The 23,978-nt window shown below is 63.7% G+C and carries 15 protein-coding genes; 7 read left to right on the forward strand and 8 right to left on the reverse strand.

Annotation, left to right across the window (positions count from 1 at the left end):
* The first annotated feature begins 7 nt into the window (after window positions 1-7).
* Genes ACRSBM_RS27880 through ACRSBM_RS27895 form a run of 4 tightly spaced genes read left to right on the forward strand, consistent with a single transcriptional unit; the run spans window position 8 to window position 5,518 of the window.
* On the forward strand, window positions 8-415 hold the full coding sequence (locus ACRSBM_RS27880) for a hypothetical protein (RefSeq protein ID WP_434447589.1): 408 nt from the start codon (window positions 8-10) through the stop codon (window positions 413-415).
* Window positions 408-1,040, forward strand: a complete 633-nt coding sequence (locus tag ACRSBM_RS27885) for a hypothetical protein (RefSeq protein WP_434447591.1) — start codon at window positions 408-410, stop codon at window positions 1,038-1,040. Before ACRSBM_RS27880 ends, ACRSBM_RS27885 begins: the two co-directional genes overlap by 8 nt.
* Window positions 1,037-4,105, forward strand: coding sequence for a hypothetical protein (locus tag ACRSBM_RS27890; RefSeq protein WP_434447593.1), 3,069 nt, complete (start codon window positions 1,037-1,039; stop codon window positions 4,103-4,105). Before ACRSBM_RS27885 ends, ACRSBM_RS27890 begins: the two co-directional genes overlap by 4 nt.
* A gap of 3 nt (window positions 4,106-4,108) precedes the next feature.
* A complete protein-coding gene (locus tag ACRSBM_RS27895; RefSeq protein ID WP_434447595.1) occupies window positions 4,109-5,518 on the forward strand; it encodes a Wadjet anti-phage system protein JetD domain-containing protein in 1,410 nt (469 codons plus the stop codon).
* 553 nt (window positions 5,519-6,071) lie between these two features.
* On the opposite strand, the gene ACRSBM_RS27900 is transcribed toward ACRSBM_RS27895, so the two are convergent.
* Window positions 6,072-7,088, reverse strand: coding sequence for a hypothetical protein (locus ACRSBM_RS27900; RefSeq protein WP_434447597.1), 1,017 nt, complete (start codon window positions 7,086-7,088; stop codon window positions 6,072-6,074).
* Window positions 7,089-7,718: 630 nt separating this feature from the next.
* Between ACRSBM_RS27900 and ACRSBM_RS27905 the strand changes: the two genes are divergently transcribed.
* A complete protein-coding gene (locus tag ACRSBM_RS27905) occupies window positions 7,719-8,768 on the forward strand; it encodes a helix-turn-helix domain-containing protein (protein ID WP_434447599.1) in 1,050 nt (349 codons plus the stop codon).
* Between the two features lie 190 nt (window positions 8,769-8,958).
* Here the strand turns inward: ACRSBM_RS27905 and ACRSBM_RS27910 are convergent, their stop codons facing one another.
* From ACRSBM_RS27910 to ACRSBM_RS27935, 6 genes are all read right to left on the reverse strand, one after another.
* A complete protein-coding gene (locus tag ACRSBM_RS27910) occupies window positions 8,959-9,753 on the reverse strand; it encodes an NgoMIV family type II restriction endonuclease (protein WP_434447601.1) in 795 nt (264 codons plus the stop codon).
* A gap of 504 nt (window positions 9,754-10,257) precedes the next feature.
* Window positions 10,258-12,045, reverse strand: a complete 1,788-nt coding sequence (locus ACRSBM_RS27915) for a hypothetical protein (RefSeq protein WP_434447603.1) — start codon at window positions 12,043-12,045, stop codon at window positions 10,258-10,260.
* Window positions 12,042-13,145, reverse strand: coding sequence for a hypothetical protein (locus ACRSBM_RS27920; protein ID WP_434447605.1), 1,104 nt, complete (start codon window positions 13,143-13,145; stop codon window positions 12,042-12,044). Before ACRSBM_RS27920 ends, ACRSBM_RS27915 begins: the two co-directional genes overlap by 4 nt.
* The gene (drmB, locus tag ACRSBM_RS27925) at window positions 13,142-15,016 is read right to left on the reverse strand and encodes a DrmB family protein (RefSeq protein WP_434447606.1); all 1,875 of its coding nucleotides are present in this window, start codon (window positions 15,014-15,016) and stop codon (window positions 13,142-13,144) included. Before drmB ends, ACRSBM_RS27920 begins: the two co-directional genes overlap by 4 nt.
* Window positions 15,016-18,252: a helicase-related protein gene (locus ACRSBM_RS27930; RefSeq protein WP_434447608.1), complete on the reverse strand. Its 3,237-nt coding sequence runs from the start codon at window positions 18,250-18,252 to the stop codon at window positions 15,016-15,018. The genes drmB and ACRSBM_RS27930 overlap by 1 nt, the downstream gene beginning before the upstream one ends.
* A complete protein-coding gene (locus ACRSBM_RS27935; RefSeq protein ID WP_434453237.1) occupies window positions 18,249-19,865 on the reverse strand; it encodes an NERD domain-containing protein in 1,617 nt (538 codons plus the stop codon). The genes ACRSBM_RS27930 and ACRSBM_RS27935 overlap by 4 nt, the downstream gene beginning before the upstream one ends.
* Before the next feature lie 1,493 nt (window positions 19,866-21,358).
* Between ACRSBM_RS27935 and ACRSBM_RS27940 the strand changes: the two genes are divergently transcribed.
* Window positions 21,359-21,814 carry a very short patch repair endonuclease gene (locus ACRSBM_RS27940; RefSeq protein WP_434447609.1) on the forward strand — a complete coding sequence of 152 codons (456 nt, stop codon included), beginning with the start codon at window positions 21,359-21,361 and terminating at the stop codon, window positions 21,812-21,814.
* A 30-nt stretch (window positions 21,815-21,844) separates the two neighbouring features.
* The gene (locus tag ACRSBM_RS27945; RefSeq protein ID WP_434447611.1) at window positions 21,845-22,990 is read left to right on the forward strand and encodes a DNA cytosine methyltransferase; all 1,146 of its coding nucleotides are present in this window, start codon (window positions 21,845-21,847) and stop codon (window positions 22,988-22,990) included.
* Here ACRSBM_RS27945 and ACRSBM_RS27950 read toward each other — a convergent pair.
* Window positions 22,984-23,949: a NaeI family type II restriction endonuclease gene (locus ACRSBM_RS27950; RefSeq protein ID WP_434447613.1), complete on the reverse strand. Its 966-nt coding sequence runs from the start codon at window positions 23,947-23,949 to the stop codon at window positions 22,984-22,986. The two genes, ACRSBM_RS27945 and ACRSBM_RS27950, sit on opposite strands and share 7 nt — an antisense overlap.
* Between the last annotated feature and the right edge of the window lie 29 nt (window positions 23,950-23,978).

The following is a 23,978-nucleotide window of genomic DNA, read 5'->3' on the forward strand; positions in this document are numbered from 1 at the left end:
ACGCACATTGATCGAGCTGCACGGCCCGCATTCGGAAACCGAACTGATATCGGGATGGGCACACGAGAGCCCGCTGACTCCCGGCGACGCCGGGAGCCCCTGCCGGGCGGGCGAGGCTACTGTCGTGGTGCTCGCGGCCTGTCTGAGCTGCTGCTGGCCAGATCCGGACTCACCGGTCTTCCCCGGCCTCCCCACTTCACTCGCGGTGCTGCGGCAAACCGCTGCGCCACTTGGCATCCAGAACGTCACACACGCGGTCAACCGGCTTCGCAAGTGGGGATACCTGGCACCCGACCTCTATGACGGAGCCATCAGGCTTGGCCCGATGGTGGCAGTGTGGCCGGAAGCCGACCTTGATCGCCTGCGCCGTGAGCACTCGCAACTGCCGGCCAGAGGAAGTCAGATCGATGACTGAACGCCTGCTCGACACGCTACCGGCCGCCCGTCAGCACGACGTGCTGGCTGCGGTCACCGCCGTGGAGACAGCCGAACTACCAGTCCCCGGCCGCGAGTTTCGCGCGCTGATGGAACCAGCACTGCTGCACGTCGTGGAGCAGGTGCTCGCCGAGGCCGGTCGCGTGCTGGTGAAGACCGACGCCGGCTACCTCACCGGTTACGACGACACCATCCGCGACCAGCTGGCGGACAATTGCACCGGCATCCTGCCTCCTGACCTCCGTGCGGTACTGGCCATGGTGCTGCTGCTGTCGGTCGCCATTCCGCGAGCAGAGGGACGTCTGTCGGCGGAAGCGCCGTGGACACAGGGAGATCCGGTGCCACCCGCGCTGTTGAAGACCGGTCAGATCAAGCGCCAGAGCACCGTCGAGGACGCGCTGCGAGAGCTTCGCTCCCTCGGTCTGATCAAGTCAGCCACCGGAGGCGTTGTCCTCGGACCTCAGGTGCTCCGGCTGACCCCACAGGCGACCACCATCCTGTTCGAGGAAATGATCCTCCTCGCCGAACCGCACGGCGATCTGGCGCTGACGATCCGCAGGCAGCGCACCGTTGGTCCACGATCCGGAGAGAACACGCGAGCATGACCAACCTGTACGTGCCCAGGACCAGCAACCGCGGCATCATCGGCTCTCGCCACCTGATAGCGGTGCAGACCTTCGACGTGGCCCGGCTGACCACACATCCCGTCCCCGTGGTGCCGGGCACGTTCGTTGCTGTGTCCGGTGAGGGACCTCGGGGCGACTCCAATGGTTCCGGAAAGACCAGTTTCCTCGCCGCCGTCTCCATCCTGCTCGGCGATCCTCAGTGGAGATTTGACACCAAGGGCGGAAAAGCCGCGACAGGTGTGCTCTTCCGCCCGGACTCGGCGGGCGTCAGTGGCCATCAGGCAAGCCCCGCACGAAGTGGATACATCGTCGGAGTCTTCGCGGATGACGCGCACGCCGTCGACACGGCTGTGACCGTGTGGGTTCACCTCACCACCTCCGAGCCGTGGATGGAGGCCAGGTGGGCCGAGGGCGTGCATCTCGCCGACCACGAAGATCTTGATGAACGAGACCTGCAGGCCGACGTGATCTGGCAGGCCGTGCGGCACAACGGCACGCTCTCGGCCCGCCGCATGGCGGACAAGCTCTACGGTGACGCGCCCCGATGCCTTACCTACCTAGACACTCCGCTGCGACCACCGGTTCCCTCGCTGCTGAGCCAGCAGATGACCGAGATGGAGCCGAAAGACATCGGCGAGTCGCTGATCGCGCTTTCGGGGTCGAAGGGGCACCTCGACGCCGAACGCGTTCTGCGCGGCGACGTACTGGTGCAGCGTCGCACCCGTGACGACTCACTCGCGCGGGCAGCGGAGCGTGAACGTGAGTATGAGGTAACGCTGAAGGCAATTGACGACAGAGATGCCGCGCGGGCCGCGCTCGCCGAGGCGGACGATCACTGGGACGTGTACGTCGTCGCGAAATACCGCAAGGCGCTGGCGGATGATGTGCTGGCGGCTGAAGACATCGAGGACCTCGCCAGGAAGCACACGGCAGCGGCTCTGCTCGTCGCTGAGGCCGAAGCGGTGCTAGAGGGACTGCAAGCCGCCACAGACTTCGCAGGGGCCGAGCGTCGAGCCAAAGAGGATTGGCAGAAGGCGCAAAGCAAGACTCGCGGTCTCCAGATTCAGCGTGCTGAGATCAACTCCAATCACCGCACTCTCGTTGAAGAGAGGAACAAGCTCCTCAAGGAGTCAGCAGGGTGGGCCGGCCAGCCTTCGACCGAAACTGCTGCTGTTCAAGCACAGTCGCTCGGGGAGAGGAACAAGGCAGAGCTCCTCCGGGATAACACGCGCGCAGCGATCACGGAGGAGGAGAACGCGCTTGTCCTTGCGAGAGAAGGTCGTGGCGGAACGGCCGGAGTCCTCCTGGACTCGTTGGCGGAAAATGAGATCAAAGGCGCTTCCGCGCTCTTCGACGTGGTGGAGCTCGACGAATCCGCGCGTCCTTCATGGGAACCACGGCTACTGCCCTATCAGGACGCAGTCATCGTCGACCTCGATCAGGCACCTGCCGCACTCGCAGCCCTCGCCGAACACCCTGGGGCGGGGGTCATCACCACCGATGGTGAGGACGAGAGCGGCGCGTTCCCGGACGGCGTCCGATGTCGCCTGCCGATCACGCGTTTCCTTCGTGCGCTTGAGGTCCGTCTCGAACATCACAGTGCTCCGGACCGCGTTCACGACGAATCGCTGGGTCACACGATCACCGGCGGCTTCCCGGACCCGATAGCCGGACGGGAAGCACTGCTGGCACGCCTCGGCAAGAATGTTGAGGACGCAGTTGAAAACGAACGTCAAGCCACCATCGGACTTCAGCTGGCCGAGGCAGCGCTCCTGATCGCGTCCGCCAGTCACAGAAGTGCTCTCGCGGCCGAGCGGTTGCTCGTCGTGAATGAGGAAGAGTCGCGACTGTCCCAGCAGATCGGCAAACTCGACGGCGCGATCAACAAGGCGTCCGAAGAGGAGACCGCCCAGCAGGCAGCGTGGGAAACGGCAAACGGGGCACTGGTCGGTCACAGTCACCAGGTCTCCCTCCTCGAAGCCGACCTCAGAACCCTGCGAAGTGATGAGCGGGACAAGCGCGACAAGGTCCGAGCACGCGAACAGGAACGCGTCAAGCTCGACGTCGAGGCGTGGCGCCAACTCGCTGCGGACGCCCTGCACCGATACGAGAACGACATCGACGAACTGCCCAGCCGTGACCTCGGCGCGGTTCGGGTCAAAGCCACCGATCGCCTCGCGGACGCCATGCGGTTGTTCGGTATCAACGAGAGCGACGAGAACTTGCCCACCGAGATCAGTGAATGCGTCCGGCTGCGCAGGCAACTCGCCGCCGGATCAGGCGAGCGCGCGCCCACCACAGAGCTTCCGGCCGCCGCGGAGCCACTGCGCCGGAGACTCGAATCACTGGCAGGCCAAGACCGGGTCACGAGAACGCGTATCGAAGAACAACGCAGTGAGCACGCACGCGTCCATGAAGGACTCGAGCAAGAACTCGAGGACGGAGAGTCTCGCCTCGACGTCATGCAGGGCATGATCGCGCAACACATCGAGGGCATCCTCGGCCGGGTGGGCAAGCGGTTCGACGAGTTGGACCAGCAACGCGGTGGCAGCGGCGCCGACCTCCACATCTCGGCTACGCCTCCCCAGGGCGCCGCTGAATGGGTCTGGGAGGTCACGCCGCGATGGAAGCGCTCACGCAGCGGCAGCCTGGTCTCCTATCGGGAGGTCGCCAATGGAGCACAGGTCAAGGTCCACGCGGTGCAACTCGTCCTCGCCGCGGTGCTTGCGGACGCCGAGACCCACGGCCGGGTGCTCGTTCTCGACGAGCTCGGCAATAGCCTCGGTGAGATCAACCGCAAGGATGTCCTCGGAGCGCTCAAACGCGTCGCCGAGGACACCCAAGTCACGATTCTCGGCACGTGCCAGGACAGCGTGCTGGTCGATGCCGCGGACGTCTGCGGCGAACTGTTGTGGTTCGCCCACACGAGCGAGGCGGAGGCCTACAACCGCCCCACTCGGGTCTGGGGCTTCAACCAGGACTCCGAGCAGGTCGAGTTGACCGCCGACCACCTCACCGCTGGCCGGTATCGCCGAGGAGCCTGACAAGTGAACAACCGCCCACCGGAGTTCCTCTTCGGCGAAAGCGCTGGACGGATCGAAGTCCCGTTGTCCGATCTGCCTCCCGGCGTCAAGGCTTTCACCGTGCCGAAACGTCGTGCCGATGACGAACTCGAGCTCGGCGCTCCGGTGGACCGGGTACCGCGCGACAACAAGGGGCGGCCCAAGGTGCGCAGGGTCGATCTGCTCCCGGACGCTCAGTCGTCCTCCTTCGCGCTTCCGGCTACCCTCACCAAACGCGACCTCATCTGGGTGCTCGACACCAACGTCGAGCGCAGATGGTCAGGCGTCGTCAGCCAGTTCGGCGACCAGGCCTGGGAAGCCACGATGGAACTGGTGCGAAGCGGAGTCGCTGTCGTGCGCTGTGCCGTCGACGGGTTCGACTACAGGCCTCAGCACCTCCGGCTCACCGAGGGGTGGCAGGCGGCTCGCCTGGACCACCTCAACGAGCTCAGGGGGAGGCCCGATCCCGACACGGCACGGGCCGAACTGCACGACCTCACGGCGAACGTTGCGGACCTGGCAGACGAACGCCTCCGGCTCGAGGCTGTTGAGCGCGGAACACCTCTGCGCGTGCCTGCTGGCTCTCGCTCGGGCACGACGGTGTGGTCCGTGTACGAAGACGCCATCCGTGCTGCCTGTTACTGGTATCTGCACGACGGCGCCAACGCCGAGCTCACCGCCAAGCACGTCGCCAGCCACGCGTTCAGGGGCTCGAAACGATGGACCCCTGAACGGGAGGCGGCGTTCGCCAACATCGTCAACATGTCCTTCACGGATGCGGTGAAGGTCAACGACGTCGAAATCCTGATGCGCGGCCCGTTGCTCTGGCACGTCGGCAGCGTGGTCGCGGACGCTCACACGAGCCAGCCGTGGATCGGCTTGCCTGCGGGCGGCCTCGCACTCCTCGGCACTGTCGACACGGCTGCCGTACGAGGAGTTCTCGTGATCGAGAACAAGGACACCTTCGAGGAGGTTTGCCTGCAGACCAATGTGTACAACCGGTGGTTGTGCGTGTGGGGCAAGGGCTACGCCAGCCGCCCGCTCGTCGCCTTCCTCTCCGGCTTCGCCAAGGTGCCGATCGCAGCGTGGTGCGACCTCGACGCGGACGGCATCGGCATCATCAACAACCTCACTGTCCGTCTCGACCGCCACGTAGAACCCGTCTGCATGGACGTCGAATCCTGGCAGGCTGGGCCATACCGCAGGCAGACGACTTCTGAGTTGCAGCGGGGGCGTGCCAGGGCCACCGCGCTGGCAGCCGAAGGCCCCACCGCGCTCCGCCCCCTCGCAGCCGCCATCGCGCCGAACGGCGAAGGGCGCGAACAGGAGTCCATGCACAACGAAGTGCTGCCTACATTGCCAAGTATCTTGAGCAACCTTGAAGGTCACGCTTGATCTTGAAGACCGCTTATCCGTACAACTTGACGAGTTCCTGTGGAGCGGCATCGCCCTTCGCCAGGTAGCGGTAGCTCCGCGGCGGCCGGACGACGGTGTGGTCTCGAAACCACGACGGGAGTACTTGATCTTGTCACTCGAGGGTGCCGGTGCTCTGGTGATGGCTGTCCGCTGTCACAGTCACAAGTGACGTCAACCGAACAAGCCGTTCGGCAGCCGCGTGCGCGGCCGGAGGTGGCCGCGCGTGTGATCGCCGCGCCGATACCGGCGGAGGCGCCGGTGATGAGGATCTTGCGTCCGTCCAGTGCCGTCATCGGGCAGCACCGAGCCTGCAGGGGCCAATCAGTGCAACTGCCCGTAGATCAGCAGTGGTTCATCGACGAACAAGGACGACAGCTGCCGCGAACTCCGTTCGCACGAGCCACGCCGCGTCGCCCACAGCGCCATTTGACAGCGTGATCAGCAGAGTCAGCATCCGCCGGGTCTTGCGCCCTGAGCACCAAGTTTCGAGCCGCCAGGGCGGTGACCCGGCGATGAAGCTCCATCGTGGCCCTCATGCATCCCAGTCATCGAGGTACTGCTTCAGCTCATCAGGCTTGAAATCCGGCAGGTCGGGCATGACCGGCAGGAGGTTGAGCGGGTCCAGGTTCTCGGCGTAGTCGCGTGCCCACTGAAGCCACTTCCGCGCACTCTGGGTGTATGTGTCGTCGTATGCGCCGTGATCCAGTTCTTCCTCAAGGGCATCGCAGTATGCGCGAAGTCGGCGAGCGGTATACCAGTCGTTCGCCTGGGCCAGAAGAGTCTTGGCGTAGTGGGCTCGGACGGCCCGCACTCTGGCTTGCTCCATCGCCAGGTTCCAGAGTGCCTGCCGGTCGACCGCCTCACGTTCCATCTCCAGGCGACGGCGCTCGGCTCCAGCCGCTCTGTTCTCAATCTCGCGCAGCACCGCAGCAAGCTTGCCTTCGACGCTGGCTCGCTTGCCGTCAGTCCACCGATGCTGACATGCATACTGATGCTCCCCGATGACCTCGATGTAGAGCCGGTTGCTCCTGGCAAGGTCCTCGGCCATCGGACTCGCCTCGTCGATCGTGATGGTGAACTCGAAGCCTTTGACGACGACCGTCAGTTTTCCTTCGCGTCGTGAATATCCGTCGTAGTGTCTCCCGGTTTTCCAGTCGTAGAACTCGCGATACTGGCTTCTGTGCACGGAATGAGCGTGGATGACATAGCCCCGGGACACCGCCTCGCTCGTCAGTCCGTGAAGAACCAGCAGGCACCGTCGACGTTGGGACTCCGACATCACCAATCGTCGATCGTCATCCCGCAAGGCGGCCACGACCGGATGCAGCGAACGAAGCTCGGCCGGAACCACCACCGGCCGCAACCCTCCCGGCGTATCCCTGCGGGAGTTCGCGTGCACACCGTCGAGCAACCGGAGCACGAGATCACCGTTGTACATGCGCTGCTTCTCGATGCGGGTGCCGGCAGGGAGCAGCTTGTGCCGCTTCGCGAAGTCGACGACGCGGCGCCACTCACCCACAGCGTCCTCATCAGGCTGGGCGATCCGCATGAGGCGACTGGACACCAGTTCGGCTACGAGATCGGAGGCCGCGGCTCGCCGCGCGGTTGTGACCTTCGTGTCGGCTCTCGGCTGTCGCCCGGAGCGAACATTGATCGGAACCACAGGGACACCTCGGTGATCGTCCACAGTGGCGCGCCGTCTCGGAGCATCTCGCGCGCCTCCCGCCGAGGCCGTCGTCGGCGCGGACGGATGATCGGGGTGACATCCGTGGGCAAGGTAGAACCGACCCGCTTCAGTGAGAGACGCCTTCCACTGCCCTCCGCGCCTCGAGATGGCGATCAAGCCTCGGTCCCGTAGAGCACCGGCAGACACCTTGAACGCACCGCCCATGAAAGAGGCACCAATGCCTTCCCCTGATCCGATGCGCCGTAGGACCGCGAGTTGACGGTCGTTCAGCTGCTCCCAGCGGCGCATGACTGCAGTGTCGCGAGGTCGGGCGGCAGTCGCAGCGCGACTCTTCGTGCAGCCGTTCGCCCATACCGGCATTTCCAAAACCCATCGCCAACGTCCGACATCACGCCGTCCTCACTTCAAATGCCACACCAAGATACCGGCAGCTATGAGTGCTCGATGAGTGCTAATATGGAGAGCACTCATCGAGCACTCATCGGAGGGGCCATGGCCGACGGGACGGCAAACAACGCGGTCAAGCGGCGTCGCCGCGAGCTGAATCTCACCCAGCAGGAGGCAGCGCGGCGTGCTGACGTGTCGCTGGCCACCTGGCGACGCTTCGAGAACACAGCCGGCGATACCGGCGCGCTAGACGGGTTCCGGACAGACAACCTGCAAGGGTTCGCACGTGCGCTGAAACTCAGCGTCTCGGCACTGCGGCGGTTGGCCGGCGCCGAATCCGCAGCTGACGCGGAGCCGGGCCAGAACGAGGAGACAACCGTCGTCGACAAGCAAACCGTCGACGTCGTACGCCTGCTCAACAGCTCGTTCACCGGTGACCCGCTCACCCCTGCCGACGCAATGGCGCTCTCGACCACCGTCAATTTCTCCGACTTCGCGCCCACTCAGGACGGCAAGCTGCACCTGGACAACTCGTTCGGCTACGAGTTCGCCGCCTATCTCAAAGGCGAAGCCACCATCCGTGACGTCGACCTGCTGTGCGACCTGCCCGAGCTGGCACTCACACAGGTCAACAACCACTGGCTGGTACGCATGGGTGAACGCATCATGCGGATCGGCAGCGAGCTCGGGGAAGGGCGTGTCCCCCGCCCGCAATGCCTCGCCGACGAGTACGCCCTATGGATCGTCATCCAGAACACCGAACCGCCTCAGCTCAGCGACATCCACGACACGTTCCCCGGACTGCGAAACGCCGAAGACGTGTTCGGCTACGACCCCGACGTGGACGATCCTGACGACGAGAGGGCGATCAGGGAGGAGTGGATGAACCGCATGGCGGGCGAACTCCTGCCACCCGACGACAGCCACGACCACCGGCGATACGACCTCGTCATCATGGAGGCATACGGGCAAGGCATCTACGACACTACCGATCCCCGCCACCCCGTCCGCTGGTTCGACCGAGACGACCTGCGCGACCGATGCACGTCGGAGCTGGCCTTCGTCAGGCTGCCGAAAGAAGAGCAGGACGCACACACCGCCGAAGCTCTCAAGCGAGTGTCCGAGTTGATGTTTCCACGCACTCCCAGTGCCTGATCATCGGCGGGCAGGCAATGCTGATCATCCGGCTACGGCGTGGTCGCTCGATCAACTGCGAAGTGCCTTAGATCGTCAGGTCGGCTTTGCATCAAACCGCCCGAGCTGCACGACGGACAACAACAGCCGCTCCACCACATCTCCGGACAAGTTGCACCAGGCGATCCGACATTGCCATGTCGGTGTGACATCAACCGCCGACGGCGGGCAATCCCTCCACCTGACGCACCAGCTCGTCGAAGTCCTTCAACCTCCGCTGCGCCATGAGGCGATCGAAGGTCCTCCTCGGCGACCAGCTCTCCGGGTTCCTCGTCCGCTCGGACTCTGCGTTGATCGCAGCTTCGAGGGCAGGCAGATCGAGGTGGTAGACCCAGTCCACGGCACCCGATCCGTCGGCGAGGATCCTCAACATCGACGGCCGCGGTTCGATGGTCACGACAGCGAAGTGCGGCATCTTGCCGCGTCGTTGAGCCACGAGCTTGCCGCCCTGTGAGACGCAGTCCTGGGCGCGGTCAGTGCGCAGGGACCACTTCGCCGAGAGGGCGATCGCAAGTTCCTCCGTCCCGTCGTCCTGCGGTACAGCTACCGAGATGTCGATCTTGAGCAACGACTCTTCCGGCATCTCCCGCTTCAGCTTCTCGATGGTGACCGCGTCATCGGCCATGCTCCTGGCTAGCTTGTCGAAGGTATGGACAAGACGCTGCCGCTCCCGACCGCTGGGCACCTGTCCGATTGCCTGAGCAAGGCTGCTCAAGGCCTTCTGTGAGCCTGCATACGACTTGAGGAAGCTCTGGAACACGTCAAGATGTGCGTACTGCGCGAAGTTCACGGCCGACCTCGACCGCTCGATCTTCAGGTCCGGGCGCACACTCTTGAGGTGCCGCACGACGGCGTTCTCCAGCTCGGCACCTTGGTCATTCGGCCCGACTTGATCCTGTGGCACGCCCAACTGACCGAACAGCTCGCGCCCCAACCGGATCGACAACGGGTCACCGTTGTCGGACGTATTGGGGTTTCCGCTGTCACCACGGTATCCGCAGAGGTCACGAGTAAAAGGGGCAGGCACACAGGCACTCTGCCAGGGCGCCATCTCGAGATCAACTCGGTCGTTGGCCAACAGCGACCGTTGTTCCCCGACGACAGGTTCATGTCTCGCTGGGACGTACTGGTCAACCTTGGCAAACGCCTGATGCAGTCGGTAGATGAGGTCTAGCTTGCAGTTCATGGCTCGCGCGCCTCAGATCGACGACCCTGCCGCCGCTCCGACCAAGACTAGCCACTCCAACATATCCGAACTGTTCCTTGAGACTCCGGCCGCACGAGCTCACAACGAAGGATGGATCGGCCTCGGCACGCACCTCTCGCCGTGAATCATCAGTCGCGCTGCGATGTCGTGCGATGTCCACTGGCGACGTTCAGCTTCCCCAGGCTTCAGTTGTTGACAAGCACAAGGTTCTCGCAGATGCCGCAGCCCTGACCCCGATGTTGCCTAACGTCTGCGCACGTCGAGCGCGCTCAGTGCCCGGCGTCGAGCATCACCCGACAGCGCAGCCAGCTGCTGCACGAAAGGCTCCTCCACGACACTCGCGACTATCGAGACCTCGCTTGGTGTCGAGACAATGATCCCTGTCTGGTCCGACGTCACGGCGGCGCCCTCCGGCACCTCAATGCGGTGCTCGACCGGCCAACCCATCGCACGACATACCTTGATGCGCGCAGCTTCACGCTTGGCCTCGGCGATCTTGCGGTACTTCGCCACCGCGTCCTGCATGAGTGGCTCACGAGCCTCAAGCTCAACACCATCCACCTTGAGGGCCGTTCCGCGGGTGTTCGCCGTGAACTGCACGCCGCTCAAAGCCACAGCCTTCCCGTGAGCGACCCGGACCGCCCAGGCCGCGGTCAGGTCGTCCAAGGCGACGGTACGCAAGTGGATCGCCTCACGCGACAGCCCTCGGAGCCTGCCGGCAAGAACCGCGGCGGTGACACGGGTGATGTCATCAGCGCCAGTCTCTTGTTGTGGCCACGCGAGGAGCTCTCCGAGGTCCGGCCGCATGAGAACCAAGAGCAGTGACTTGGCGCTGACCAAGGCTCGTGCATTCGAACGGAACGGCTCGAAGTCGACTTCGACGTTGACGATCGACCGCACTCGCTTAAGGTTCCGATCCACGGTTTCAAGAAGGTCGGCAGGTAAACCATAGGTCTGGATGCCGGCGTCAACCTCATCGAGGATGGCGTTCGGACTCCACGCCTCGGCAGCATCGCGCTTGCCCAGTGCGTCATACATCGCGCGGAATCCAACATGATCCGGCCCGATCCGATCATCGGGTGCGCTGTGATCGTCGAGCTCGAGCCAGCTGATCCAGCCCGGCAGGGTCACGGTCGCCGGGAACTTCACCGCTCCGAGAAACGCTGCCGCCACCGCCAACTGCTCGCCGCTGCCGGCAGCTGCCACAGCCGCGTTGACGGCTCCGCGAATCCGATCGATGCGTTGCCAGTCGATCGATGCTGCCTCGGACGGTGCCACGATGGTGGTTCCGGCGCTCGATGCACCGGCGAACAGCGCAGGGGTGACCTTGAGGAGGTCATCGTGCGGATGCACGTTGCTGTAACCGCGTGCAGCGTGCTCGCGGAGATCTCGCTCCTCACGGAAGTGGATCGCGATCGCCTCCGCTAGAGCAACGGCTGGCACGTACACAGCAGGGACGTCGAGCGGTTGCTTACCGGCCACGCTCAGCGGGAACTCGATGATCACCGGTGCACCCGCGCCGCGCTCAGCGAGCACGGCATCAATCAGGTCCTGGTCCGGCGGCTGCGTCAGCAACGGCACCCAGCCGGGGCAACGGTCCAGCAGATCGGCGTAGTACTTGCCAAACGATTCGCGCGGTGCGACCAGCCGCGAGCTCAGGACACCGTTCAGATTCATGCGGTTCGTCAGAAAGTAGAGAGCCGTCGGCGCATCCACAGCAGCGGACGTCACGGCCTGAGCCGTCTCGGTTTCCACAGGCTCCTCGGCCGTGCGGGCGCTCGCTCCGGCCGCCACATCGTCGGCGGCTTCAACTGCTGCCGGCTTGATCGGAATCTCGGTCGCCGCACCAACGGCGTCATCGTCGACAAGCTCCAGCTCGGCATCGGCCACAACCTCGCCGCTAGCCTCCGCCTCCGGCTCGGCGGCGGAAGCATTGTCAGCCAGATCCGGCTCTGCAGCCCCCTCGGGAACGACGGGCTTGCCCTCTTCGATTCCCAGGCCCTCCAAGTGCAGCTGGCCGTCCTCGCTCACAGTTCTCGCACCAGGCCTTTCACATCGTTGAGAATCGCGGGCGGGCCACCGACACCGCTGTACGAGATGTGAAGCTCGTTCCGGGCTCTCGACATCACCACGTAGAACATCATCCTCGTTGCCGCCGACGTCGGGTCAGCCGACACCTGCTGGAGCTCAGGCACGAACAGTGTGTCGAACTCCAACCCCTTCAGAGACTTGTAGTTGACGATCATGACGGTCGGTGCGTCGAAGTCGAGGCGTCCGTAGCGCTTCTTGTCGGAGGAGAAGTAGGCCTGCACGGGCACCGGGAGACGCCGCTCCTCAAGCAACTTGAGCAATCGCTTCTGCAGCCACCCGCTGGCACAGGCGATGCCGATGGTCAGGTTGGTGCGCGCCCTCACGTACCGAGCAATGTAGTCGGCCAACTGCACATCGCTGTCGTAGTGACGCAGCGTGGGCTGCTCGCCATGTCGAGTCGGAGGCTCAGGGATGCCTGTGGGGGCCCCGGCGTAGTACTTGGCCGCGACCGCCGCGATCTCGGCCGTGTTCCGGTAGTTGCGCCGAAGCTCGACCTGCTCGGTCGCCTTGATGGCGGCGGCGATCTCCTTAAGCGTCGTGTTGTGATCCATGAGCTGTTGGTTCTCATCCGCGAACACGGTGATGTTCTTGGCGAAGAACCGTGCGAGACGGTAGAAGCCGAGCGGCAGGTCTTGGCCTTCGTCGACCAGGAGGTCACTCAGCGTGCCGAGATCAGGCGGGTTGGCGAAGAACTGGAGTGTCATCTCCGCCCAGTCGTGCTCGTATGGGTTGCCCTCCATGGTCGGCGGCTTGGCCTTGAAATGCTCATCCCAGAAGCGCCAGATCCAGCTATGGAAGGTCCGAACGAGTCCGGCGACCTCAAGCGTGTCCGCAGCCTGCTCGGTGTACTGCTGAAGCACTTTGTTGTACATGAGCAGCGCCGGCTCGCGGTCGTCGAAGGTCAGCCACTGCGCACGGTAGAGCGCCATCACGGATTTGCCGGTGCCGGGCGGGCCCGAGACCAGGTAATTGCCGTCGAGGTCGAGGTTGTAGATGAGGTCCTGTTCCTTGGAGAGGTCCTCGAATGCCGGCAGCCTCAACTCAGTCCCCTGACTCCATCCCCGGCGGCCTCCACGGCAGCTTGCAGGACAGGCTGGAAGTACCCAGGCATCGTCTCGCTGCCAACGACCAGCAGCCGGTCAAGCAGGTAGTTGCCGCTTTCACAACTGGTCTCCGCGACAAGCGTGCAGGCGTGACAGGCGGCGAAGTTGAGGCTGGCGAAGGTGGAGGCCAGGTTCTCGCTGCAAAGCGGGTCCGACGAGCACCACATCGCGTCTTGCAGAGTCTCGATGATCGTCCCTTGCAGATGGGGGTATTCCCCCTGACGAACCAGGCCGCCCAGCGTGCCTTCGGAGTCGCCTGCGGCGGTGTAGATCAGGACGCCTGCCTGCTTGGATGCACCGCTCGGTTCCACGCTGCTTCGGGCGTAGACGCGCTCGCGGAGGCTGGTGGCCGCGTAGCCTGATTCGAACGCCAGCCGCCGCACCAAGAGATGCGCCAGAGTGTGGAGCAGCACATAGCGCGGACTCAAGATCGGTCCGGTGCGCTCACGTAGCCTCGGCGCCATAAAGGACTCGTCAAGTCGCCGTTCCAACTCAGCGACCCGACCGCGGACCGCATCCTGCTCCTCCCACACGGCAAGTCGGCCCTCGTCGAGGGAGAGGAAGATGCCCTCGCCCCGGACATCGATCGCCGGCAACCAGTTCACCGAAGACTTGTGGTTGAGGGCGACGGGCACCAGCTTGTCACGTCCGGCGGGTGTTACCCGGTGGAAACCTTCGAGCGCCCTGACCTCACGTAATCGGTCGGCCACCACGACCTTGTCCACACGATCGGCCAACAACGACGTGACGGCGTTCGGGGGCGTCGAGACGAGATCGACATGTCGGGTGCGGAAGTAAGGGTCGTCCGAGTTGTCCGTGTCGGTGAGGAAGGCCGCCCACTCCTCGCTGAGGAGGTCACCCGGATTGGCCTCGACAGCAGTGGCGCGGCCGGCCTCGCGCTGCTTCTCATCCCGCACCAGTGCCTTGATGAAGTCGGGCGAGACGTCATGTCCGCGGGCGAGCGTGTCAACGATCATGTCGAACATCGGGTTGTCCTCGTTGGTGCTGAGGAGCGGTCGAAAGAAGTCGTCGGCTTTGACAGCCATCGCCGTTTCATTGTTCACATCAGCGCGAGACGGGTTGGGGATCTCGATCGAGGAGTGCACCAGCGGAAAGTAGACGTTGCTCGCACCACGCTGGACCGCCCGCGGGATCTCCTCGCAATGCACCCGCTCACTCCAGCGCTGCCAGGGCTGACGTCCGCTACAGCCGACCTTGATCGCTTTGAGCGAACCCTTGGAGGTGATCCCCATCAGGCTCTGGCGGCTGTGGCAGCTGTGACAGTGGATCTGCAATGTGTCGAGGCCACCAGCTCCCTTCTTGCCGACAGTCTCGAAAAACAGGTTCTCCTTCTGACACTGGAGGGCCTCGAGACTGGGATTGCCGGAGTGTGCCCACCTTTTCCAGTCGATGTCGTCCATATGCCCCTCAGGGCAGATCTGGATCCAACGCATCGGGACCAACTGCTTCTTACCAGGACAGTTTGCGCAGGTCGAAACCTTGCCCTCCTGCTCCAGACTCCGGCTCCAACGCGTCATCCGGCGGCACTTCTGACAGAAGAGCCAGCTGGGGAATCTGGCGTAGGGAATGCCCCGCGACGGCGGGGCCCAGGCATTGCTGTCGACTGCGGGCGCTGAACGGAACTCGGCGACACCCAAGGTGGCCGCCAAGCGCTCGCTTTGGATCTTCTCACCCCGTGCGCCCCAGCGGAAGGTGTCGCATGCAACCAGCGACTCACCCTGGAAATCGAAGATGGCGCCAACGCCGAAGGGCACAATAGTCTGCGACTGACGAATCTTGCGCTGCATCACGAATCCCGTCCGGTCGAGCCACCGCCGCGCGCCACCTCGACCAATGACTCCAGATCGACGTTCCGCATCGACCCGAGCGTCGGCCAACCGTTCCCGCGGGCGTTGAAGCGCTTGATGAGGTTGACTTGTCCCTTGCCGTTGAACCCGTAGTACAGGAGCTTGCTGTCCTCGTGGGCTCGCTTGGCGCGCTCCATCCAGTCGTCGATGAACGAGTCGAGATACTTACGCGCGCCCTTGCTTTCACGCGGCTCTACCCGATCCACGACAGCAATCAGCTTGTCCGCCAGGGCCTTCACCTCGCCGAACCGATCAAGGATCTTTCCAGCGCTGCCGTCGGCCTGCAGCCCCATCCGGTGGCGCACAAGAATGACCAACGCGGCGTGCAGCGCGCGATCGCGGGACGGCGGGGAGTACGGCGTGACGCTCGTCGGCTCGACGTGCCGGTAGAGCGCCGAGTGGTATGCCCGGAAGTTCTCGTAGTGCGAGCGGTCCCGTGGCTTTGTGGACCGGAACAGGCCGAACACCAGGCCCGGCGCTGTCGAACGGCCGACGCGGCTGGTGGCCTGGATGTATTCCGCCGTTGCCTTCGGTTGTCCGTTGACCAGCATCAGGCCCAGACGCGGCACATCGACGCCGACCGACAGCATGTTGGTGGTAGCGATGAAGTCGATCACGGATCCGCTTGATACCGGTAGGTTTAGTCGTTCAAGGAGGCGTGGCTGCAAAGCTCGTGGAACCGACGACGACAGCTCCTCCACGTCGTACTCACGTTTCGGACGCCCGACAACCAAGCTGCCGAGGCGGGCGTGGATGTCGTCACGGGCGATGGTCACTGTGCGACCGAGCTCGCGCAGCGAACTGTGGTAGGCCACGACCGTCCAGTAGGCGTCCTGAGCATCCCCCGTCAAGCGGAGATCGACTGGTGCTTGCAGAAGCGCGGTGCCCGTGTGGACGACAGCCGTGTCTGATGTGTGCCCCTGCGCCATCATGCCGACGTAGAGGCGACCCGGTGCTTCCTCGTCGATCCGGGCGAAGTAGGAGTTGTCCGCATCGATTCCGGTCGGAGGAAAGAGATCGACCGAACGACCGAAGAGGCCCTTGATCTGCGCTGATGCTCGACGAATGGTCGCGGTACTCGAGACGACCTTGGGTGGACGACCGCCCGACTCGCACAACAGGTTGATGGCCGCCTCATAAAGACCGACCGTCGTGCCGAGTGGCCCAGTCAGCAGGTGCAACTCGTCTTGGATGATCAGGGACGGCGGTCGGCGCCCCCTGCCCTGCCCGAAGAACCGACCGGACTCCGGCACCCATGCCAGTTGGGCGAACTTGTCGACGGTACCGAGGAGGAAAGTCGGCGGGGTGCCGTAGAGCGCGTCGTCGACCACATGCACAGGGATGCCGGTGTGGAACTCGCACTTGCCAGACGGGCAGTTGAATGCGAACGACCAGTCCGTTGCAGTGATCCCGTAGAGGCTGTCGTCTTCGTGGTACTCACGCGGAACGATCTCTGTGCCGCACCACGGGCACCGGTCGAGCAAGAATCGCTCGTCCGTCTCTCCGGCATCACGCAATTCCTCGAAGCGCTCACGAGCATCGCGATAGCGATTCGGCGAGGTCGCCTCACCAACCCAGAGCCCGACTGAGATCGTCTCATCTCCAAGTTCGCTGGCATTCCGGCGGCGTAGGTACTCACACGCCGCGGTGGTCGAAGCGGTGCGCTTGAACTGGTCGGCGGTCAACAGTGACAACGTGTACCGGCTGAGCACAGCCGTGCCCTGACCGGTCTCGCCGAGCATCAAGCGCCGCCGGAAGATCTCGAAGGCAGCAACCAGCAGGTATGCCTCGGTCTTGCCACCACCGGTCGGGAACCAGATCAGGTCGACGACATCTCGGTCCTCGTGATGCTCGTCGACCAGTCCGCGAAGGGTCGTCAGGAAGAAGCCGAGTTGGAAGGGCCGCCACTCCGGTCCGGCCTCGTAGGTCGCCGGCATGTCGGGAGCGATTGCACGGGAACGGCGAATTCCGGCCAGATCCTTCTGCCCGTGACGCATCTGGATCAACATGGCCTTGTTGGCAAGCCGAAACGCTCTCAAGATCTTGTCGCGCTCGGGGTGTTTCACGAACACCGTGGTACCGGTTTGCATCCGCTTGTGCGCTCGCTTCAACCGCTCGATGACGTCTATGGACGCCCGCTTGTAACGATCCGGGAGCATCGCGGCCTGCTGTTCAACCCCATCGATCCATTTCTCGTAGGGACCGATGAACGAGTTCAGCTCGGCGACCAACGTCTCGGCAGGAACCGAGTCGTCGGCAAGCCATGCGATGTCGAGCGCCCGGGACGGATCGCCCTTTGCGCTGACGCGGGGCACGAGGTACGAGGGCATGACCTCCGAACGCACCGTCGAAACTGTGCCATCGACTTCTTTCCAGTCTGGCGAGCAGCCATGTCCGATGGCGAAGACCTTTGCCGCCCGGTGGATGAGGCGCAGCTCTTCCTGCTCCGGATCGTGCGAGGCCAACCCGACGTTCGGGTATTCCAATATCTCGCTACCGGCCGGAACCTCGATGTCGAGTTCGACCTGTAGCAGCATCTCGTCCCAATGCCGCTCCGGGTGCTCGTCGTCAGCGGTCCGTGCGTTGACGACAGTGACAGTGACCAGCGACCCGTGCGGGTAGGTTCGCCAACGGACGTGTACCTCGGCCTTGGCGTTCCAGATCGGCTGGGGGTCTGAACGGGCCTCGACAACCACCTCGGCTTCCTCGAGCGGGTGACGTCGCCAGATCCGGTTGACTCCCTGCGCTCGCTTGCGTGGATCCCCGTCCAGCGCCTCCGTCGGACCAGCGATGACCCCCACGTCCTTGAGCGCCACTTCCGCTGCAGCACCGCTGAGTGTTTCGTACTCGGCGGCTCGCGCCCGCACCGTCACGGTCGATGAGGTCGTGAAGAAGGAGAGACCTTGGGAGGCCGGTAGAAAGTCATTGGCGGCGGATACAGGGTCGTCGCTGAACCGGCTTTCCTCACCGGAGGCGGTTGCGACGGTCTCGTCACGCTCTTCCCCTTCATTCTCGAGATAGCCCTCGAACGCTGCCTGACGCGGGAAGAGGATACCCATCAGGTAGCGGCGGTTTGGCGGATCGAAGATGATCTCATGCGGTCCATCGAAGGGACCGACGAGTTGCCGTCGCACATAGGCGACGAAGTCGTCTCGGGTGTCCGCCAGCGAATTCATATCGCCGCCTTCTTGTAAGCGTCCATGGCTCCGGCGTGATTTTTCTTGAAGAGGGCGCGCAGCTGATCGTTGACTGCGGGCATCGTGGCTACCCACAGTGCGGCGCGCGGTCGGCTCAGGGCTACGTAGAGCAGGTCGATCTCCACTTCCGACTCGACTGAGTCGACATCGGTCACGCACACAAACCGGTTCTCCAACCCCTTGATGTCAAGGACAGAGGCCCAGGTCATCTGTGCCACCGGCCAGGTCGCGGCCAGTTCGGGGGTGAGCCGTGAGATACGGCCGCGCCGGGCATCCCGCAGATCCGCAGCCGCCGAGGTCCCCCAATCGCCTCGTACCGAGACGATGGTGATGTGTTGAGGGAGCACTTCGTGCTCCTTCAACGACCGGATGTGCGCCTCAAGCGCGGCGGTTTCAGCCTGTCGATCCCTGACCGACGCAAAGGTGACTTCCGGCCCCGTGCCGGCTGCCGACACACCGATATCCGCGCCCGTATATGCACGTGTCTGGAAAACGATCTCGCGGGTGTTGCGACAGTTGAATCGCAGTATGGGCTTCACCGGGCCGAACGACTGGACGTACTGCAGCGCTTCGAGGTCGAAATCCCCGTACAGACGAGCCTGGCGGTTCTGGTCGAGAAACATCACCCACCGGCCATCGGCCCAGCCGCCGACGAGGCCCTTCTCCAGCGCTTCCAACGCCTCGAAGGTCATGAGATCTTGGGCCTCGTCGATGACCAACACTTCGTACGGCTCGTTGATCGAGAGGTTGCCCACCGGCATCACGTCCACCTGTGTGCCTGCCAGCATGTTGCCGACGTACGACGCCAGTACTTCGCTCCGACAAGTGAAGAGCACCCGACGCCCGAGCAGAGCCTGACGACGAGCGACTTCAGCGGCGAGGAATGTCTTACCGGTGCCGGCACCACCGTTGCAGATCACCCGCGGTTCCTCGCTGATCAGATCCAAGCGAGAAAATTGCTCGTCGGTGAGGCGCAGCATGACCGCGTCGAGCATGCTGGCGCGGGCATCGAGCAACGGCGAACGATCAAAGGAGGGGCGCAGGTCCTGGAGCAGCTTGCTGTGGAGGTCTTTGCCGATCGGGAGCCTGCCGGTCTGCTTGCCGAGCCAATAGGCCCGAGCGCGATCCACAGCCTTGGCGACACCCCGGTTGAACGCCCCACGTCCGCAGTACGTCTCCTCGTCCCATTCGAAGCTGCTTGCGAGGTTCACGTCCGGGGTGATCACGACGAAGCCAAAGGCAACGTCATCGATCACCTGCCCATGCCGCTGCCTCAGGCGGTCGCGGAGGGCGTACATGGCAGTCTGCGCCTGCTTGAACGGCCCCTCACGCGAGGTCCGGTGATGACCGGAACGGTCGCTGTAGGTCCAGAGACCATCGCGACAGGAGACCTGACCACCCTTGACCTCGACCGCGAGGACAATGTCATCGAGCAAGAGCACGAAGTCGAGCTCGGCCGTGAGCTTGTAGCCATGGTCCGGCAGGTTCAGCGAATGGAGGGCGACACCAGCGAGCCCACTCGCCGCGAAGGCTTCGAACACCCGCCGCTCGGACGAAGTGATGTCCTCCGTTCCGAGTTCTGTCGGCACCATTCGCAACGCTCTCTCCCCCATACCGCTGGTGATGTCACATACTGCCCGACACATTGGTGGACTTGACCCCGTTTCACGAACATCCGAGATCAGGGTTTCCGCCCCTGAGAGGATGCCCTTACCGGGGAACGCCGGCGCCATCGGCGACGTCAAGCGCACGTCCGAGATGCTCAATACGTTCCAGCGCGCGAGGATCGAATAGCGGCTCGATCGAGCCGGTGACCGAAACATGATCCTGCCAGAGTCGACACGGTGCACTCCCCTCGCCGGACTGCAAATGACGGTCGACTCTGACCGGCGGCACGGAACTCAAGAGACTCGCGTCCCTGCTACGACGACCGTCGACTACGACGAGTATCGCGACGGGACGCGAAACATTACGGCAGTCGACGAAGGTTGCCCCCAATACACCGAGACGCCTCTCTTCCACACAGAGCGGACGCCTCCGTTCCAAGCGTGTCACACCGGAGAGAATTCCACTCCGGCCGGAAACTCGCAGTTCAGGACAATGGCCGAACGGGACCGTAAGGTCAGCTCTCCATGTTGCGACCGACGACGCCGATCACCACCCCGTTCAACGTTCACATCCCCGTCCAAGAAGCTCCAGAACTCCGACGCCCCGCCCGGCGCAGGGGCACATCACTCGTCCTCGGCCACGAGCCCCACCTTCTCTAACGCCTTTCGTTCCTTCGCCGACCAAGATCAACTGGCACGCTGTGCAACATGTCGACGAGGTCAAGACCGGAGTCTGAACTCCCCTCCAGCCACACGCTGCACAACCAACCGAAGCAGTTAGAGGAAATCCGAGGCGAGAGGAGTTCTCACACTTCCTTCGGGATACTCCGACCGGTCGAGAGAAGCTGGGCGATGAGGCATCCATCCCCGAAGAAAGTGATCGTGTGGCACGTCGCGTCGCAGAAGCGCATGGGAAGGCGCACTACGGCACCCCGCGGGATATCTTCCGCGACCTACAAGCGAGAAGAAGGTGTCAACGTACTGTTCGCCCATCCACTGGTCGACAGCGTGTTCCGTACCGACGGATGGGCCGGATGGTCGGTGATCGATCTTCGCATCGGCAATGAAAGATAGCGGAGGAAGGACGGGAAGGGAAGGTGGAAGTCGAGGACATTGCAGCGGAGCGGTTCGACCTCCTTCCGGATTGAGACCATCGAGCCGACCGCCCCGCGACGGCCGAGCGGTGAAGCTTCTGGTCGCGGGCAGACCTCGACCAGATAACCCGTACAACTCGAGACAGCCGAGGCTTTCGCAGTGGTGCAGGAGGCCATACCTCCGGCTATCGACGACGATCGCTCTGATGGCAGGAGACTGTGCCAAGTGAAGTTGGATCGACGGCGCGTCGGATGAGTCATCGCGGATGAGTCATCGCGGACCAGCTTGCGGTCACGCCGGCCGTGCACCTGACACCGAGTCGGATCGGTACCGACCGCCGAGCCGCAGTACGGCCACCGCGGGGCGAGGAGCACAATCCAGGTGTGGACAGGTTGCCGAGCACCGACGACACACGGGCGCGGATGAGCAGGCAGCGATCACGTGACACCTCGGCCGAGATGTTGCTGCGACGCGAGTTGCACCGGGTTGGACTTCGCTATCGAGTCCACCGCCGCCCCTTGCCCAACGTCCGGCGCGAGGCGGATGTCGTGTTCGGACCGGCAAAAGTCGCCGTGTTCGTGGACGGATGCTTCTGGCACGGCTGTCCCGAGCACGCCACCTGGCCCAAGCGCAACAGCGACTTCTGGCGAACCAAGATCGAGAAGAACAGAAGTCGCGACGCTGAGACCGACCGACTACTGGCCGAGGCGGGCTGGATGTCGCTGAGGGTGTGGGAACACGAGGATGCTGTCACCGCCGCCACACGGATCCACGCAGCGATCGCAACGCGCAGGCTGGTAGGCCGCCCAATGCCAAATCTTGTCAGGGGTGTCGACTAACCTGGCGCTGTGGGATCACGACGACTGACGATGATCGATCTATTCGCGGGTTGCGGCGGCATGACCTCTGGTTTCATGGCCGCCAAGGGCTACAAGCCCGTCATGTCGGTCGAGTTCGACCTTCATGCGGCAGCCACGTATGCGGCCAACTTCGGCGAGGGTCACACCCGCTTCACCGACATCGCGCTCGTACCCGATGCCGACATCCCCGAAGTGGATCTGATCATCGGCGGCCCGCCCTGCCAGGGCTTCTCCAATCTCGGCTCGCGTGACGTCAAGGACCCGCGCAACAAGCTGTGGAAGGAGTACATCCGGTTCGTCAAGCACGCGGCACCCAAGGTGTTCGTGATCGAGAACGTCGACCGGTTCTTCTCCTCGAGCGAGTTCGCGCTGCTGCAGGCCGAAGCTGCGCCCGGTGGGCTGCTGGAGGACTACACACTGTCCTCGGGCTTCCTTCTCGCGGCGGACTTCGGAGTACCTCAACGGCGCAAGCGCACCATCGTCATCGGCTCGCGCATCGGCAAGATTCCGCTGCCCACGCCTACTCATGCACGACCCGGCACGCTGGGCGACCTGCCTGAATGGCACACCACCCGCGATGTCCTCACAGGGCTGCCGGAAGTGGCGCCTACCACCAGTCTTCCCGACTCCACAGTGGAGTTCTTCGGTCGAGGGATCCCAGGGGTCTTCAAGAGCTCGGACCTTCACATCGGACGCACACCGACCCAGCTGTCGCTTGACCGGTACGCCTGTATCCCCCCAGGTGGCGGCCGCTTCGACCTACCCGACCATCTACTGTCCCGATGCTGGCGAGAGAAGAAGACGGGTACTACCGACGTCATGGGTCGTATGCGATGGGATCAGCCATCTCTGACGATCCGCACAGAGTTCTTCAAGCCTGAGAAAGGCCAGTACCTGCACCCGCAGTGGGAGCCAGGGCCTAATGGTCATCGCGTGGATCGACCGATCACGCATCTGGAGGCCGCACGGCTGCAGAGCTTCCCATCGGACTTCTTGTGGTGTGGCACCAAAATCCAGGTGGCCAAGCAGATCGGCAACGCGGTACCGCCGATGCTGGCCGAGGCCATCGCACACCATCTCAAGCCCTATCTCAACGGCTCGACCGCGACCAAGTCAAAGCCGGCTCCGTGCAGGTTGTGCGCCGCTCGTCAGTAACGGATCGCAGGTGCGGGTTCCCCCGGTTCACCGGGCAGCGCGACGGCGTAGTACCCGTCGCCGATTCTCGCTGCAGGTCGCTCGGCGCTAGGCCCAGGAACGCTGACCAGGCGGACTGACACAAACGTGCCCTTTTTCGGCACCTCGAGTTGGAGTGCACGAGCGACTTCCGGACTCTCGTTCTGGTGCCCGAGCACCACAATGCCCTCCTTGGCAAGCACCGGCCTAGCGTCACGGCATCGTTTCAAGCCGTCCTGCTGCCTGGCGACGGTCACTGCGGTAGTCCGATCGATGATCGTTCCTTGGACGCGCCTGAGCAGCTCGTTGATCCTCTGCTGACCGCTTCGTGAGGCCATGATCGCCGCCGTGTCCGCGGGCGGAAGCTTGAGGAGGAGATTGGGCGGCAACGTCGCGCCACGGAACAGCCACACGATGGCGGCCTTGCCTTCCTTGCTGATCGTCTTCTTGCCGTCCTGGTTCTCGCCGCGGTTGAGGATGTCGGCACTGATGCGGACCACACCGACGTCGAAAGTGGACTTCCGATCGTCGGCTGCCATCAGGAGGCAAAGGTGCCCCATTGCCTCCCGCGGGATCGACCAGGCTCCGCTGAGGGAGAACTTGGCATCGACGTCGTGCTCGTCGATCTTGTAGTCCATGCGCTCACCGCGTGGCAGTTCGAACTCGGCGCGCGTGACGATCTCGACCTTTGTGCCGAGGTACGTCTTCTCGGTCTTCTCCAGAAACCTGATGTCGAATCGACCGGTTCGCTGACCGTCGAGCACCTCGTCCAGTGACTGCCGGAAGATCGATGCGAACCGCTCTTCCAGCCTCGACTGCCGCCGGAACCCTGTCACGACGGCTTGTAGGCCTGCATCGTCGGCCAGGACGGCCGACACAGCCGGTTCGACATGGTAAGTAGATCCGAGCTGGACGTCGAACAGGGCAGGATCGTGGGTCACTCCACAAAGATATCTTCGGGAGCCGAACA

The organism is Lentzea xerophila (assembly GCF_051094245.1).
Taxonomy (GTDB): Bacteria; Actinomycetota; Actinomycetes; order Mycobacteriales; family Pseudonocardiaceae; genus Lentzea; species Lentzea xerophila.